This is a genomic window from Streptomyces musisoli (assembly GCF_016741855.1).
In the GTDB taxonomy this organism is placed as follows: domain Bacteria; phylum Actinomycetota; class Actinomycetes; order Streptomycetales; family Streptomycetaceae; genus Streptomyces; species Streptomyces musisoli.
This window is the reverse complement of record NZ_JAERRH010000012.1, coordinates 1-14,797: the sequence shown is the minus strand read 5'-3', so window position 1 is coordinate 14,797 and position 14,797 is coordinate 1. Positions and strand designations below refer to the sequence as shown.

Below are 14,797 nucleotides of genomic sequence, written 5' to 3'. Positions count from 1 at the left end.
CAGTGTGCCTCTCCGGTCAATCGTGAACTAAATGAACGGAAGGGTGACCGCCCTCACAGGCCGGGAGATAGTCACGGCATTCCCCGAAACGCCCGGACGTGAGCCGCACGCCGGTTGTTCGCCGACGAAGACGTCAAGGAGGGCAGTCGTGGCCGGCACTCTTGATACGGCACCTGCCGCACCCCGCGCGAAGCGGGACCGGACTCATTACCTGTACATCGCGGTCATCGCGGCGGTCGCGCTCGGCATCGCCGTGGGGCTGATCTGGCCGGATGCCGCGGTGGAGCTGAAGCAGCTGGGCACCGGATTCGTGAACCTGATCAAGATGATGATCTCGCCGATCATCTTCTGCACGATCGTGCTCGGCATCGGTTCCGTACGTAAGGCCGCCAAGGTGGGGGCCGTCGGCGGTATCGCCCTCGGCTACTTCCTCGTGATGTCGCTCGTCGCGCTCGCCATCGGGCTCGTGGTGGGCAACGTGCTGCACCCCGGCGACGGGCTGCACCTGACCGACGCGCTCAAGCAGACCGGACACGCCCAGGTCGAGAGCGACGCGCTGCCGCCCGTCGACTTCGTGCTGTCGATCATCCCGAACACGTTCGTCTCGGCGTTCACCCAGGGCCAGGTGCTCCAGACCCTGCTGGTGGCGCTGCTCGCAGGCTTCGCGCTCCAGGCCATGGGGTCCGCCGGGCAGCCGGTGCTGCGCGGGGTCGAGCACGTCCAGCGGCTCGTCTTCCGCATCCTGTCCATGGTCATGTGGGCCGCGCCGGTCGGTGCGTTCGGGGCGATCGCGGCCGTGACCGGTTCCGCGGGCCTCGACGCGCTCAAGAGCCTCGCCGTGCTGATGCTCGGCTTCTACGTCACCTGCTTCCTGTTCGTCTTCATCGTCCTCGGGACGCTGCTGCGGGTCGTCGCGGGGCTGAACGTCTTCTCCCTGTTCAAGTACCTCGCCCGCGAGTTCCTGCTGATCCTGTCCACCTCCTCGTCGGAGTCCGCGCTGCCGCGGCTGATCGCGAAGATGGAGCACCTGGGCGTCAGCCGGCCGGTCGTCGGCATCACCGTGCCGACCGGCTACTCGTTCAACCTCGACGGCACGATGATCTACATGACCATGGCGTCGCTGTACATCGCGGACGCGCTGGGCACGCCGATGTCGGTCGGCGAGCAGATCCCGCTGCTGCTCTTCCTGCTGCTGGCGTCCAAGGGCGCGGCCGGCGTCAGCGGCGCGGGGCTGGCCACGCTGGCCGGCGGTCTCCAGTCGCACAAGCCGGCGCTGGTGGACGGGGTCGGGCTGATCGTCGGCATCGACCGGTTCATGAGCGAGGCGCGCGCGCTGACGAACTTCGCGGGCAACGCGGTCGCGACCGTGCTCGTGGGCACGTGGACGAAGGAGATCGACAAGGTCCGGGTGCGGCGGGTGCTGGCCGGGGAGTTGCCGTTCGACGAGACCACGCTGCTGGACGAGGGGCGGCCGACGGTGAGCGAGGTTCCCGAGCCGCGGGAGGAGGGGCTGGTCAAGGCCTAGGCGGCCGGGGGGCCGGGCCGGCCGGGCGGCTGCGGCTCCGTCGTGGCTCGTCGCGCAGTTCCCCGCGCCCCTGGACGAGGCCGCTTCGCGCCCCGTCCCCCGCGCCCCGGGACGTGCTCGCACAGTGCCCCGTTCCTATGCTCCGGACGTCCGGCCCCGCCTGAACCGGGGCCGGGCGTCCGGTACCGCCGCCGGGCGGCCGAGTCTTTCCATCTCGGTCGCCCGGCTCCGTCGTGTGTACGGCACCCCGGCCACCGGCTCGGCGGTCCGGCTTCTCCGTTCGTCAGGACACCCCGGCCACGGCGGTCCGGCTTCTCCGTTCGTCGTGGCACCCCGGCCACCGGATCGGTGGTCCGGCTTCTGTGTGTCACGGCGCCCCGGCCGCCGGCTTGCCGGTCCGGCGTCTTCGTTCGTCACGACACCTCGGCCACCAGCTCGGTGGCCCGTGAGGCGGGTACGCCCGCCGCGGTCAGGACGGCGACCGTGGCGGAGCGGCCCGCCTCCTGCGCTGCCACCAGGCCGTCGTTCACCGCCTCCATCACCGCGAACAGCATCTGCTCGTGCACGTAGGCGAGGGCCGGCGCGGGCAGCGGGGAACTGAACACGCCCTCGTCCAGGCCGCGCTGGAGCAGCCTGACCTTGTTCTCGCGCAGCGGTGCGAGGCGTTCGCGGATGCCCTGCACGGTGACCGTGCGCTGGGCGAGGGCGATCAGCAGCCGGTAGCGGTCGGCGACCGGCCACAGGGCGAGCACCGAGCGGGCCACCGCCTCCGCCGGGTCGCCGACGCCGGCGCGGGCGCGCGCGTCCGCGCCCGCCAGCGCCTCCACGGCCCCGTCCACCAGGGTGCTGATCAGCGTCTCCCGGCTGGGGAAGTGGCCGTAGACCGTCCGTCGTACGACCCCCGCGGCGCGCGCGATCTGGTCCATGGACGCGTCGGGATCGCGCAGCAGTTCGGCGAGGGCGACGTCGAGGATGCGGCGCCGGTTGGCGTCGGCGCGGCTGGTGTTACCCGTGGTCATGGCGGCCATTGTGCCTCCCCGGACCCTCCCTGGAGCGACCCACTCGACTTGCACAGTGCTGTGCAACGACGTACATTGCACATGGTTGTGCAATTGCACGCCATTGTGCAAATCCCGTCGCGTACCCGAGGAAGGCGACCCTGCCATGCGACTCGTCATGACCGAACCGGTCGAGAGGATGGAGCGCCCCTACGCCCGGCGCTGGTGGGCGCTGCTGGTGCTCTGCCTCAGTCTGCTGATCATCGTGATGGCGAACACCGCCCTCACGGTCGCGGCCCCCGACATGACGCAGGACCTGGACCTCTCCAGCGCCGATCTCCAGTGGGTGATCGACGGCTACACCGTCCCGTACGCGGCACTGATGCTGCTGCTCGGCGCGATCGGCGACAAGTACAGCCGGCGCGGGGCGCTCGTCCTCGGGCTCGTCGTCTTCGGCTCGGGTGCCGTCTTCGGCTACCTCGCCGACAGCGCGGCGACCGTGATCGCCGCCCGCGCCGTGATGGGCGTCGGCGCGGCACTGATCATGCCGGCCACGCTCTCCCTGCTCGCCGCGACCTTCCCGCGCGCCGAGCGCGCCAAGGCCATCACCCTGTGGACCGCCACCGCCGGGCTCGCCATCGCCGCCGGACCAGTGGTCGCCGGCGCCCTGCTGCGCGACCACGGCTGGTCCTCGACCTTCCTGATCAACGTGCCCATCGCCCTCGTCGCGATCGCCGCCGCCTTCGTCCTCGTACCGCCGTCCCGGGCCGGCCACCACGACCGCATCGACTACGTCGGCGGCCTGCTGTCGGTGATCTGGACCGGCGCGCTCGTCTACATGATCATCGAGGGCCCGCACTTCGGCTGGAACGCCAAGGCGATCGGCGCTGCGGTCACCGCGGGTGTCGGCCTGGTCGCCTTCGTCCTGTGGGAGCTGCGCCACCCGCGTCCGATCCTGGACGTGCGCCGCTTCGCCGGCCGCCGGTTCGCTGGCTCCAACCTCGCCGTCGCCCTGTTCTTCCTCGCCGTCTTCGGCGCCTTCTACTACCTCACCCAGCACCTCCAGTTCGTCCTCGGCTACGACGCCCTGGAGACGGGTGTGCGCATGCTGCCGCTCGCCGGCGCCGTCTTCGTCGGCTCGGCCCTGACCGGCTGGCTCACCCCGCGCGTCGGCATGAAGTGGACCGTCAGCGCCGGCATGGTCGGCGGCACGGCCGCCCTCGCCCTGCTCACCCGGGTGGACGCGGGCTCCGGCTACGGCGACTTCGTGGCGCCGCTGATCATCCTGGGCCTCGCCATCGGTCTCGCCCTCTCGCCGTGCACCGACGCCATCATGGGCGCGTTCCCGGAGTCCGAGCTGGGCGTCGGCGGCGCCGTCAACGACACCTCGCTGGAGCTGGGCGGCTCGCTCGGCATCGCCATCCTCGGCTCGCTGCTCGCCACCTCGTACGGCGACCACCTCTCCGACGCCACCGCCGGCAGCAAGCTTCCGGCCAGTGCCCTGGACACCGCGCAGGACTCGGTCGGCGCCGGGTACGCCGTCGCGCAGGGCATCGGCGAGAAGGCGCACCAGGCCGCCGCGCAGGCCCAGCAGGCGAGCGACCCGCAGCAGGCCGCGCAGCTCAAGCAGCAGGCCGGCGAACTGGCGGCCGGTGCCCGGCAGATGGCCGACGCGGTGGGCTCCGCCTTCTCCGACGCGGTCGCCCACACCAGTCTGGTCGGTGCGGTGGTGCTCGGCGTCGGCACGGTCCTGGTGGCCGTCCTGCTGCCGCGCCACGAGTCCCCCGCGCCGGAAGTGAAGGAAGAGGAGAAGAAGCCGGTGGAGAGCGCAGCCGTGTGACCTCACCCGACCCGCGTCGACTAACGTGCCGTGCCGGACGACCGGAACGGCACGTTGGTGTGTGGCGTCGTCATATGTGGCAGCACCTGTACGGAAGGCACGGGGGATGAAGATCGACTGGGACCGGCGGACCTGCGCGCGGAAGGGGCATGTGACCTACGCGCCCGACGACCCCCGGCTGCGGATCAGGCTGCACGCACAGACCGCGCTCGGGGACGTCTGGCGGTGCCTGCGCTGCGGAGACTTCGTGCTCGGCGAGGCGCGCGGCTCGGGACCGGCCGCCGACGCGCCGCTGGTGCCGCGCGGCAAGGTGCTGCGGGACCTGTTCGTGCTGCGTTTCCTCGCCGTCGAGCGGGCCGTGCGCGGGGTGTTCATCGTGCTGGTCGCGGCCGCGGTGTGGAAGTTCAGCAACAGCCAGGACGCCGTGCGCCGACTGTTCGACGAGTACCTGGACGTCTTCCGTCCGGTGTTCCGGCACTTCCACTACGACCTGGACCACTCGCCGGTCGTCGGCTCCGTCCAGAAGGCCTTCGGCTACAAGCACTCCACGCTGCTGCTGGTGGCCGCGCTGCTGCTGGCCTACGCGCTGATAGAGATCATCGAGGCGGTCGGCCTCTGGTACGCCAAGCGCTGGGCGGAATATCTGACGGTGGTCGCGACGGCCGCCTTCCTCCCGCTGGAGATCTACGAGCTGACCGAGCACATCAGCTGGCTGAAGATCGCCACACTGGTCCTCAACATCCTCGCGGTCCTGTACATCGCCCTGACCAAGAGGCTGTTCGGACTGCGCGGCGGGCGCCGGAAGTTCGAGGAGGAACGGCACAGCGCCTCGCTGATGGAGGTGGAGGAGTCGGCGGGCGTGATGGTCTAGTGGCTTCCGTTTCGGATCCGGCCGGATCCGAAACGGGTCCGGCCGGATCCGAAACGGGTCAGCCCGGAGCGGCCCGGAGCGGGCCGGGTCAGACCGGGCCGGGGAGCGCGGCCCGGGGCAGTCGCGCCCGTTCCCCGGCCGTCAGCAGCAGTTCGGCCGCCCCCGCCGAGTCCCGGATCGTCTCCGGCCGGCTCGCCCCGGGGATGGGGAGCACGGTCGGGGAGAGGGACAGCAGCCAGGCCAGGCAGACCTGCTGCGGGCTCACCCCGCGTTCGCGCGCGACCTCGTGGAAGGCCGCGTACCGCGCGTCGGCCGCCCGGCCCGACGGCCCGTCCAGCGAGCTGCGCGAGATCCCGCCGAGCGGGCTCCAGGGCATGAACGCCAGCCCCAGCTCGGCACACAGCCGCAGCTCCGGATCGCTGTCCCGGGTCTCGGGGGAGTAGCGGTTCTGGACGGAGACCAGCCGGTCGCCGAGGATCGCGCGGGCCCGGCGGATCTGGTCCGCGTCCACGTTGGACAGGCCCGCCAGGCGGATCTTGCCCTCGTCGAGCAGTTCGCGCAGCGCGCCGACGGAGTCCTCGAAGGGGACGGCCGGGTCGGGTTTGTGCAGCTGGTAGAGGCCGATCGCCTCGACGCCGAGCCGCCGCAGCGAGGCCTCGGCGGCCGCCTTGAGACGGGCGGGGGCGCCCGTCACCGTCCAGCTGCCGTCGGCGGGCCGTCCCCGGCCGCCCTTGGTGGCCACCAGCACCCCGTCGGTGCCGCCGCCGTACGTCGCGAGGGCGCGGGCGAGGAGACGTTCGTTGTGGCCCGGGTCCTGACCCGGCAGGTGGTAGGAGTCGGCGGTGTCGAGCAGGGTGACGCCCGCGTCCAGCGCCGCGTGCACGGTGGCCAGGGCCCGCGCCTCGTCGGGCCGGCCCTCGATCGACAGCGGCATGGCCCCGAGGCCGATCGCTCCGGCCGTCAGCTCGCCCAGGTGGCGCTGTCGCACGTCAGGCGTCCTTTCCCAGGGTCTCGGCGACGGCCTGTGCCAGCCACTGCCGTACGTCGCCGAAGGCGAATCCGAGCCGGGCGGCCCGGGAGTTGTCCATGGCGTAGTGCCGGCGGAAGGCGAAGGGGGAGACCTCCGCGGCTTCCGTCACCTCGTACACCGGCTCGCCCGTACCGAGGCGGGCGGCCACCGCGGCGCACAGTTCCCCGACCGTCAGCTCGCCGTGGGAGGCCGCGTTGACCGGCCCGGTGAAGCCCTCGCCGGCCGCCCAGAGCAGGAAGCCGGCGATCTCCTCGACGTGGATGTAGGTCGCGGGGTGCGGCACGGGCGGCACGGCGACGGGGGTGCCGGTGCGCAGCCGCTCGGCGTAGTGGGCGAGGCGGCCGGTGAAGTCGTCGGCGCCGCCGAGCACATGGGCCACCCGGACGGATGCGCACGGAAGGTCGGGGGCGGCCGCGAGGACCGCCTCCGCCTGCCGCTTGCCCTCGCCGTAGTGCTCCTCCAGGAACACCGGGTCGTCCCAGGGCAGCGTGGTGTCCACGGCGACGGCACGGGGGTCGACCGCGCTCTCCGGGACCGGCGTCGGGGAGTCCAGGTGCGCGTACACCTCCACCGTCGAGGTCATCACATAGCGCCCGGTGCGGCCCGCGAAGACCCGGCGGGCGATCTCGGCCTGGCGCGGGGTGTAACAGACCTGGTCGACGACGACGTCGAAGGTCCGCCCGCCGAGCGCCCCGGTCAGGGCCCGCTCGTCGTTCCGGTCGGCCCTCAGGGCGAGTGCTCCCGGTGGCGGGGGCGACGACCCCCGGTTGAGGACCGTGACCCGGTCTCCGGCCGCGAGCGACCGCGCGATCAGCCGTCTGCCGAAGTAGCGGTTGCCACCGATGACCAGTACCTCACGTGCCTTTGTCATGATCATAATTCTCCGGATCCGACGCCACGCTCTGAAGGGGGAGACATGGGAGATACGGCCGCCGTACCGAAGGAACCACGGCAGACTCGCGCCGCCGCCAACGAAACGTCGGTGGCCTTCGACGGGGTGGACCGGGACATCCTGCGGCTGCTGCAGACCGACGGGCGGATCAGGCTCAGCGAGCTGGGCCGGCGGGTCAGCCTGAGCCCGGCGGCCGTCGCCGAGCGGGTGCGCCGGCTGGAGGCGGCCGGGGTGGTCGAGGGGTACGGCGCCCAGGTCGTGCCCGCCCGGCTCGGCTACGGCATCCAGGCCTTCATCCGGGTGAACCCGCACGGCGGCTACACCCTCAAGCACCCGCGGACCCTGGAGCTGCTGGCCCGCCCGGAGATCGTCGAGGTGCACCACGTGGTCGGCGAGGACTGCTGGATCCTCAAGGTCGCCGTCACCGGCACCGTGCACCTGGAGGAGATCCTGGAGCAGACCTCGGCGCTGGGCCGCACGACGACCTCGGTCGTCCTGTCCTCGCCGGTCCGCCGCAAACCGCTGCTGCCACCCGGGTCGCCCTGACACCGGCCCGCGCACATACGAAAAATCCCTCGGACAATTGCGTCCGGGGGATTTCTGTGCGTATATTCAATGGTTCGCGACTTGAATTCGTTCGATCGAATGCCCGAGTCGCGGAGAAGTTCAGTGACCACAGTATATGCGGGCGGGAGCGGAATTGTCAAACGCGGATCTGTCGAACAGTGAATTTCCGGACGATGAATTGCGCGACGAGCAGGAATTCATCGACGGACTGTACGCGCGCGTCGACGTGCTGCGCGGCGAGACCGAAACCTCCGTCGCGGACGCGCTCGCCCAGGGCGACAAGCCCATGCAGGCCCGGCTGGAGCGGGACATCCTGGTCGCCGAGCGCTCCGGGCTGCTCGCCGCGCTGAACGCCGTGGACGGCTCGCTGTGCTTCGGCCGGATCGACCTCGCCGAGGGCACCAAGCACCACATCGGCCGGATCGGGCTGCGCGAGAACGACGCCGAGCACACACCGGTCCTCATCGACTGGCGGGCCGACGTCGCCCGCCCCTTCTACCTGGCCACCGGCCACACCCCGATGGGGCTGCGCCGCCGCCGGCACATCGCCACCGAGGGCCGGACCGTCACCTCCCTGCACGACGAGATCCTGGACCTCGGCGACGCCACCCGCACCGGCCACGAGGACCACAACGCCGACGCCGTCCTGCTGGCCGCGCTGAACTCGGCGCGCACCGGCCGGATGAGCGACATCGTGCAGACCATCCAGGCCGCGCAGGACGAGATCATCCGGGCGCCCCACCGCGGGGTGCTGGTCGTCGAGGGCGGCCCCGGCACCGGCAAGACCGCGGTCGCCCTGCACCGCGCGGCCTATCTGCTGTACGAGTACAGGGAGCTGCTGGCCCGCCGGGCGGTGCTCGTCGTCGGCCCCAACCCCGCCTTCCTCGGCTACATCGGCGAGGTGCTGCCCTCCCTCGGCGAGACCGGGGTGCTGCTGGCCACCGTCGGCGAGCTGTTCCCGGGCGTGAAGGCCACCGCGGCCGACACCCCCGCGGCCGCCGCCGTCAAGGGCGGCGCCCGGATGGCCGACGTGCTCGCCGCCGTCGTACGCGACCGGCAGGCCCTGCCCGACCCGGTCCTCGCGATCGAGCACGACCGCGAGGTGCTCATGCTGGACGACGGCCTGGTGAGCGTCGCCCGCGAGCGCACCCGCGCGGCCAGGCTGCCGCACAACGTGGCCCGCGAGTACTTCGAGGGGCACATCCTCAACACGCTCACCGAGCTGTACGCCGAACGCGTGGGCACCGACCCCTACGACGGCAGCAGCCTGCTCGACGCCTCCGACATCACCCAGATCCGCGACGAGATCGCCGAGAACCCCGAGGTCTGGGACGCCATCGACCAGCTGTGGCCCCGGATCACCCCGCAGCGGCTCGTCGCCGACTTCCTCGCCGAGCCGGACGGATACCTCCCGCCCGCGGACGCCGACGCGATCCGCCGCCCGGTGACCCGCTCCTGGACCGTCGCCGACGTCCCGCTGCTGGACGAGGCGGCCGAACTCCTCGGCGAGGACGACCGGCCGGCCAGGGCCCGGGCGGAGCGCGAGCGGGAGACCCAGGTCGCCTACGCACAGGGCGTCCTCGACGTCTCCTACGCCTCCCGCACCTACGAGTTCGAGGACAAGGAGGACGACGACCCCGAGTCCTCCGAGGTCCTGTCGGCGCACGACATCATCGACGCCGAGCGGTTCGCCGAGCGGCAGGAGGAGGCGGACCACCGCAGCGCCGCCGAGCGGGCCGCGGCCGACCGCACCTGGGCGTTCGGGCACATCATCGTGGACGAGGCGCAGGAGCTGTCGCCGATGGCCTGGCGGCTGCTGATGCGGCGCAGCCCGACCCGCTCGATGACCCTCGTCGGCGACCCCGCCCAGACGGCCGAGGCGGCCGGCGTCGGCTCCTGGGCCGACATCCTCGCCCCCTATGTCGAGGACCGCTGGGAGCACACCCGGCTCGGCGTCAACTACCGGACCCCGGCCGAGATCATGGACCTGGCGGCAGCCGTGGTCCGCGCCGAGAACCCGGACTTCGCACCGCCCAGCTCGGTCCGCTCGACCGGGGAACGGCCCTGGGTGCGGCGGGCCGCCGACGACCTGCCGGGCGCCGTCGCCAAGGCGGTCGCCGAACTCACCCCGGCCGAGGGCCGCCTGGCGGTGATCGCCCCGCGCGACCTGCACCGCTCGCTGGCCGCCCGGCTGGACGGGGTCACGGCGGGCGCCGAGCCCGACCTCACCCGGTCCGTCGTCCTGCTCGACCCCCGGCAGTCCAAGGGCCTGGAGTTCGACTCCGTCCTGGTGGTGGAGCCGGCCCGCTACGGCACGAGCGACCTGTACGTCGCCCTCACCCGGGCCACCCAGCGGCTGGGGGTGCTGTACACGGAGGAACCGCCGAAGGCGCTGGCCGCCGAGGCCGGGTGAGCCGGGGCGCCGAGGCGTGACGGTCCGTGCACCGGCCGCCGCGTGCGTAGGCGGCCGGTGCACGGCACCCGTCACGGCCCAAGGCCGGATCGAGGCGTCTGACGGAGGCCCGGGGCGGCACGCCGTCCACGGTCCCGGTGTCGAGGCGTGTCACGGAGGCCCGGGGCGGCACGCCGCCCGCGGCCGCCTTCCACTCCTCAGGCCGGGCGCAGCCACATCGTCGTCAGGGGTGGCAAGGTGAGCCGGATGCTCGCCGGGCGGCCGTGCCAGGGCTGTGGCTCGGGCTTGACGACGTCCGGGTGGACGACGTCGCTGCCGCCGTAGCGGGCCGCGTCCGTGTTCAGCGCCTCCACCCAGGCCGGCACCTCCTCCGGCACCCCGATCCGGTAGTCGTGGCGGACCACCGGCGCCAGATGGCAGACGGCGAGCAGCGGGGTGCCGTCGGCGTCGTGGCGCAGGAAGGCGAGGACGTTGTCGTCGGCGGCGTCCCCGGTGATCCACCCGAAGCCCGCCGGGTCGGTGTCCAGCTGCCACAGGGACGGGGTCGCGCGGTACAGCGCGTTGAGGTCCCGTACGAGGTCCCGTACGCCACGGTGGTCCGCCTCGGCGCCGTACGACGGATCCAGCAGCCACCAGTCGGGGCCGTGCGCCTCGGACCACTCGGCGCCCTGGGCGAACTCCTGTCCCATGAAGAGCAGTTGCTTGCCGGGGTGGGCCCACATCCAGGCCAGGTAGGCGCGGTGGTTCGCGCGCTGCTGCCACCAGTCGCCGGGCATCTTCGACACCAGGGACCGCTTGCCGTGGACCACCTCGTCGTGGGAGATGGGCAGGACGTAGTTCTCGCTGTAGGCGTACACCATCGAGAACGTCATCTCCCCGTGGTGGTACTTGCGGTGCACGGGGTCGTGGCTCATGTACTGGAGCGAGTCGTGCATCCAGCCCATGTTCCACTTCAGGCCGAAGCCGAGCCCGCCGAAGCCGCTCGGGCCCTCGTGATGGGTGGGGCGGGTGACGCCGTCCCAGGCGGTGGACTCCTCGGCGATGGTCACCACGCCCGGGCAGCGCCGGTACACGGTGGCGTTCATCTCCTGGAGAAAGGCCACCGCGTCCAGGTTCTCGCGGCCCCCCTGCTCGTTCGGCGTCCACTGACCCGGTTCACGCGAGTAGTCCAGGTAGAGCATGGACGCGACGGCGTCGACGCGGAGCCCGTCGATGTGGAACTCCTCGCACCAGTACACGGCGTTCGCCACCAGGAAGTTGCGCACCTCGCGCCGGCCGAAGTCGAACTCCAGCGTGCCCCAGTCGGGGTGGGCGGCCCGCAGCGGGTCCTGGTGCTCGTACAGCGGGCGCCCGTCGAACTCCGCCAGCGCCCACTCGTCCCGCGGGAAGTGCGCCGGCACCCAGTCCATCAGCACCCCGATGCCGGCCTGGTGCAGCCGGTCCACCAGGTACTTGAAGTCGTCGGGGGTGCCGAGGCGGGCCGTCGGGGCGTAGAACCCGGTGACCTGGTACCCCCACGAGCCGCCGAAGGGGTGCTCGGCGACCGGCATCAGCTCGACATGCGTGAAGCCCATCTCCTGTACGTACGCCGGCAGTTGCTCGGCGAGCATGCGATAGGTCAGGCCCGGGCGCCAGGAGGGCAGGTGCACCTCGTAGACGGAGAAGGGAGCCGCGTGGACGGGGGTGTTCCCGCGGGCGGCCAGCCAGTCCGCGTCGCCCCACTCGTGGTGCGAGGCGTGCACGACCGAGGAGGTGGCGGGCGGGACCTCGGTACGCCGGGCCAGCGGGTCGGCGCGCAGGGTGCGCGAGCCGTCCGGCCGGGTGATCTCGAACTTGTACAGCTCGCCCTCGCCGATCCCCGGCACGAACAGCTCCCAGACCCCGGTGGAGCCGAGCGAGCGCATCGGGAACCCGGAACCGTCCCAGAAGTTGAAACCCCCGGTGACCCGGACGCCCCGCGCGTTCGGCGCCCACACCGCGAACCGGGTGCCGGTCACGCCCTGGCGGGTGGTGACGTGCGCGCCCAGCGCCTGCCACAGCTGCTCGTGCCGGCCCTCGCCGATCAGATGCAGGTCCAGCTCGCCGAGGGTGGGCAGGAAGCGATAGGCGTCCTCGGTCTCGTGGACCGTGCCCCCGTACGTCACGAGCAGCCGGTACCCGGGGATCTCGGTGAGCGGGAGCAGCCCGGAGAAGAAGCCGTCGCCGTCGTCGTGCAGTTCGGCCCGCAGATCGCCGGAGACCACGGAGACGGCCTCGGCGTACGGGCGGAACGCGCGGAAGGCGACCCCGCCGGGCACCGGATGCGCGCCGAGGACGGAGTGCGGATCGTGGTGGGTGCCGTGCAGCAGCCGTTCGCGGTCGGCGGCGCCGACGGCGGGGGAGACGGCGACCTCCAGGCCGGGCGGCGCCGGCTGCGGTGGCACCTGCGCGGCCCGCGCCTCCCGCGCCTCCCTCGGCTTCTTCTCGGCCGTCCTCTTCTCGGCCTTCGTCTTGCCTGACTTGTTCCTGGCGGCTGGCTTCTTGGACGTCACGAGCGAGTCTCCCGGGCGAGGATCGGGTCAGGTCGGGTCGGACGCGGCGAGGCGACGGATCGCCGACAGCGGTACGGGGAGCCAGTCCGGGCGGTGCCGGGCCTCGTAGACGACCTCGTAGACCGCCTTGTCGGTCTCGTAGGCCCGCAGCAGCACCGGATCGGTGCGCGGGTCGCGGCCGGACGCCTCCGCGTAGCCGGAGCAGTAGGCGGCCCGGCAGGCGTGTGCCCAGTCCGGGGCGGGCGGGTTCGCCGAGTGGGCCGCGTAGTCGAAGGAACGGAGCATCCCGGCGACGTCCCGCACCGGCGGCTGCGGCATGCGCCGCTCGGCCGCCGGCCGGGCCGGCTCGCCCTCGAAGTCGATCAGCGACCAGTCCCCGGACGGCGAGCGCAGGCACTGCCCCAGGTGCAGATCGCCGTGGATCCGCTGGGCGGTCCAGGTGCGGCCCTCGGCGGCCAGGGAGGCCAGCGCCGAGTAGGCCGAGCCCAGCCCGCGTTCGTACGGCCGCAGCGCCGGCACCGCCTGCACGGCCGCCGCCAGCCGCTCGGTCATGCCGTCGACCAGCAGCTGCAGCTGGGTGTGGCCGAGGGTGACCGTCGGCAGGGCGCGGGCGAGGGCGGTGTGCACCTCGGCGGTGGCCCGGCCCAGCGCGCGGGCCTCGGCGGCGAAGTCCTCGCCCTTGGCCAGTTCGCGCAGTGCAAGCTCCCAGCCGTCGCTCGCCCCGTTCACATAGGGCTGGAGCACGGCGAGCACGTACGGCTCCCCGGCCGGCTCGGCGCGCAGCCAGCCCGTCGGCGCGGGCACCCGGGGGCAGCCCTCCCGGGCCAGGGCGAGGGGTATCTCCAGGTCGGGGTTGACGCCGGGCGCGACCCGGCGCAGCAGCTTCAGAATGAACGTATCTCCGTAGACCACCGACGAGTTGGACTGCTCGGCGGTCATCAGCCGGGCCACGAGGCCCGGCCGGATCTCCTGCCGGGGGTCCCGTTCGAAGCGCAGCACCCCGACCCCGGCCCGGGTGCGCAGGGCCTCCAGGAGCACCTCGGCCGGCCGGGGGTCGTGCAGGGCCTCGTACACCGTGCGGCCGGCGAGCGGGCCCTCGGTGACATGTCCGATCAGCGCGGGCGCCAGCCGGGGCGGCAGCGCCTCGCGCACGCCTATCAGGAGCTGGTAGCAGTCGCCCGGATGGGGCGGGGCACCCGGTGCGTCGGGCTGGTGGACGCGCAGGAGCAGGTGGTACAGGCCCAGCCGGCCGTCGGCGGGCAGCAGTTCGGTGACGGCCACCGGGGTGAACCCGGTGACCGGGCGTCCCTTGCCCGCGAACCAGCGCTGCCGGGGCAGCCACGTGCGCAACAAGGGGTCGAGCGAGGCGAGGAGAGGGGAGGTGCCGAAAGAGGTGACCGTTTCCGCCATGGGCGTCACGTCCTTTCCCCTGAGCGCGAGGGGGTGTCACTTCTGCGTGCCCCGGGCGGGGCGGCGGAAACCCCGTCGCCCCGCCCGGCAGCGCCCCGAAGGGCGCGGGGAACCGTGCGACCCGCCACAACGGGCCGTGCGGACGGCCGAGGCCCGCACCGGCCCGTGCCGGGGTGCGCCTACGCGTCGCGGCGCAGCCGGAACCAGTAGAAGCCGTGGCCCGCGAGGGTGAGCAGGTACGGCAGCTCGCCGATCGCAGGGAACCGGACCCCGCCGAACAGCTCGACGGGGTGCCGCCCGCCGAACCGGCTCAGGTCCAGTTCCGTGGGCTGGGCGAAGCGGGAGAAGTTGTGCACGCACAGCACGAGGTCGTCCCCTCCGTCCTTCGGCATGGGGGCCTCGCGCAGGAAGGCGAGCACCGCCGGGTTGGAAGACGGCAGCTCGGTATAGGACCCCAGTCCGAAGGCAGGATTCTGCTTGCGGATCTCGATCATGCGGCGGGTCCAGTGCAGCAGGCTGGACGGCGAGGACATGGACGCCTCGACGTTGGTGACCTGGTAGCCGTAGACGGGGTCCATGATGGTGGGCAGGTACAGGCGTCCCGGGTCGCAGGACGAGAAACCCGCGTTGCGGTCGGGTGTCCACTGCATGGGGGTGCGCACGGCGTCGCGGTCGCCGAGCCAGATGTTGTCGCCCATGCCGATCTCGTCGCCGTAGTAA

At 72.4% G+C, this 14,797-nt stretch carries 11 protein-coding genes; 5 read left to right on the top strand and 6 right to left on the bottom strand.

The window, feature by feature from the left end:
- Window positions 1–148: 148 nt before the first annotated feature.
- The gene (locus tag JK361_RS27285) at window positions 149–1,525 is read left to right on the top strand and encodes a cation:dicarboxylate symporter family transporter (RefSeq protein WP_307787328.1); all 1,377 of its coding nucleotides are present in this window, start codon (window positions 149–151) and stop codon (window positions 1,523–1,525) included.
- A 413-nt stretch (window positions 1,526–1,938) separates the two neighbouring features.
- Here the strand turns inward: JK361_RS27285 and JK361_RS27280 are convergent, their stop codons facing one another.
- Window positions 1,939–2,553, bottom strand: a complete 615-nt coding sequence (locus JK361_RS27280) for a TetR/AcrR family transcriptional regulator (protein ID WP_201822675.1) — start codon at window positions 2,551–2,553, stop codon at window positions 1,939–1,941.
- A 136-nt stretch (window positions 2,554–2,689) separates the two neighbouring features.
- On the opposite strand from JK361_RS27280, the gene JK361_RS27275 reads away from it, so the two are divergent.
- Entirely contained in the window at window positions 2,690–4,363 is a 1,674-nt protein-coding gene (locus JK361_RS27275; RefSeq protein WP_201822673.1) for an MFS transporter, read from the top strand.
- Window positions 4,364–4,469: 106 nt separating this feature from the next.
- On the top strand, window positions 4,470–5,234 hold the full coding sequence (locus JK361_RS27270; protein ID WP_201822671.1) for a DUF2127 domain-containing protein: 765 nt from the start codon (window positions 4,470–4,472) through the stop codon (window positions 5,232–5,234).
- A gap of 88 nt (window positions 5,235–5,322) precedes the next feature.
- On the opposite strand, the gene JK361_RS27265 is transcribed toward JK361_RS27270, so the two are convergent.
- Both JK361_RS27265 and JK361_RS27260 read right to left on the bottom strand, forming a co-directional pair.
- Window positions 5,323–6,222 (bottom strand): aldo/keto reductase, encoded by a 900-nt coding sequence (locus tag JK361_RS27265; protein ID WP_201822669.1) that lies wholly within the window; start codon window positions 6,220–6,222, stop codon window positions 5,323–5,325.
- Window position 6,223: 1 nt separating this feature from the next.
- Window positions 6,224–7,135 carry an NAD-dependent epimerase/dehydratase family protein gene (locus JK361_RS27260; protein WP_201822667.1) on the bottom strand — a complete coding sequence of 304 codons (912 nt, stop codon included), beginning with the start codon at window positions 7,133–7,135 and terminating at the stop codon, window positions 6,224–6,226.
- A 45-nt stretch (window positions 7,136–7,180) separates the two neighbouring features.
- Here JK361_RS27260 and JK361_RS27255 point away from each other — a divergent pair, with 45 nt between their 5' ends.
- Both JK361_RS27255 and JK361_RS27250 read left to right on the top strand, forming a co-directional pair.
- Window positions 7,181–7,702 (top strand): Lrp/AsnC family transcriptional regulator, encoded by a 522-nt coding sequence (locus JK361_RS27255; protein ID WP_201822665.1) that lies wholly within the window; start codon window positions 7,181–7,183, stop codon window positions 7,700–7,702.
- A 199-nt stretch (window positions 7,703–7,901) separates the two neighbouring features.
- Complete coding sequence (locus JK361_RS27250) at window positions 7,902–10,136, top strand: HelD family protein (protein ID WP_201822663.1); 2,235 nt, start codon at window positions 7,902–7,904, stop codon at window positions 10,134–10,136.
- A 197-nt stretch (window positions 10,137–10,333) separates the two neighbouring features.
- On the opposite strand, the gene glgB is transcribed toward JK361_RS27250, so the two are convergent.
- The 3 genes from glgB to JK361_RS27235 all read right to left on the bottom strand — a co-directional run.
- Window positions 10,334–12,667 (bottom strand): 1,4-alpha-glucan branching enzyme, encoded by a 2,334-nt coding sequence (gene glgB / locus JK361_RS27245; protein WP_201822661.1) that lies wholly within the window; start codon window positions 12,665–12,667, stop codon window positions 10,334–10,336.
- 27 nt (window positions 12,668–12,694) lie between these two features.
- Entirely contained in the window at window positions 12,695–14,077 is a 1,383-nt protein-coding gene (locus JK361_RS27240) for a maltokinase N-terminal cap-like domain-containing protein (protein ID WP_201822659.1), read from the bottom strand.
- A gap of 179 nt (window positions 14,078–14,256) precedes the next feature.
- Window positions 14,257–14,797: alpha-glucosidase C-terminal domain-containing protein (locus JK361_RS27235; RefSeq protein WP_201822657.1), on the bottom strand; the 541-nt coding region annotated here is incomplete at its 5' end.

What these genes read in the sequence shown, in the direction of transcription:
- JK361_RS27270 (WP_201822671.1), top strand. Translation starts at nt 4,470, where the DNA reads ATGAAGATCGACTGGGACCGGCGGACCTGCGCGCGGAAGGGGCATGTG.
- JK361_RS27255 (WP_201822665.1), top strand. Translation starts at nt 7,181, where the DNA reads ATGGGAGATACGGCCGCCGTACCGAAGGAACCACGGCAGACTCGCGCC.
- JK361_RS27280 (WP_201822675.1), bottom strand. Translation starts at nt 2,553, where the DNA reads ATGGCCGCCATGACCACGGGTAACACCAGCCGCGCCGACGCCAACCGG.
- JK361_RS27260 (WP_201822667.1), bottom strand. Translation starts at nt 7,135, where the DNA reads ATGACAAAGGCACGTGAGGTACTGGTCATCGGTGGCAACCGCTACTTC.
- JK361_RS27240 (WP_201822659.1), bottom strand. Translation starts at nt 14,077, where the DNA reads ATGGCGGAAACGGTCACCTCTTTCGGCACCTCCCCTCTCCTCGCCTCG.
- JK361_RS27275 (WP_201822673.1), top strand. Translation starts at nt 2,690, where the DNA reads ATGCGACTCGTCATGACCGAACCGGTCGAGAGGATGGAGCGCCCCTAC.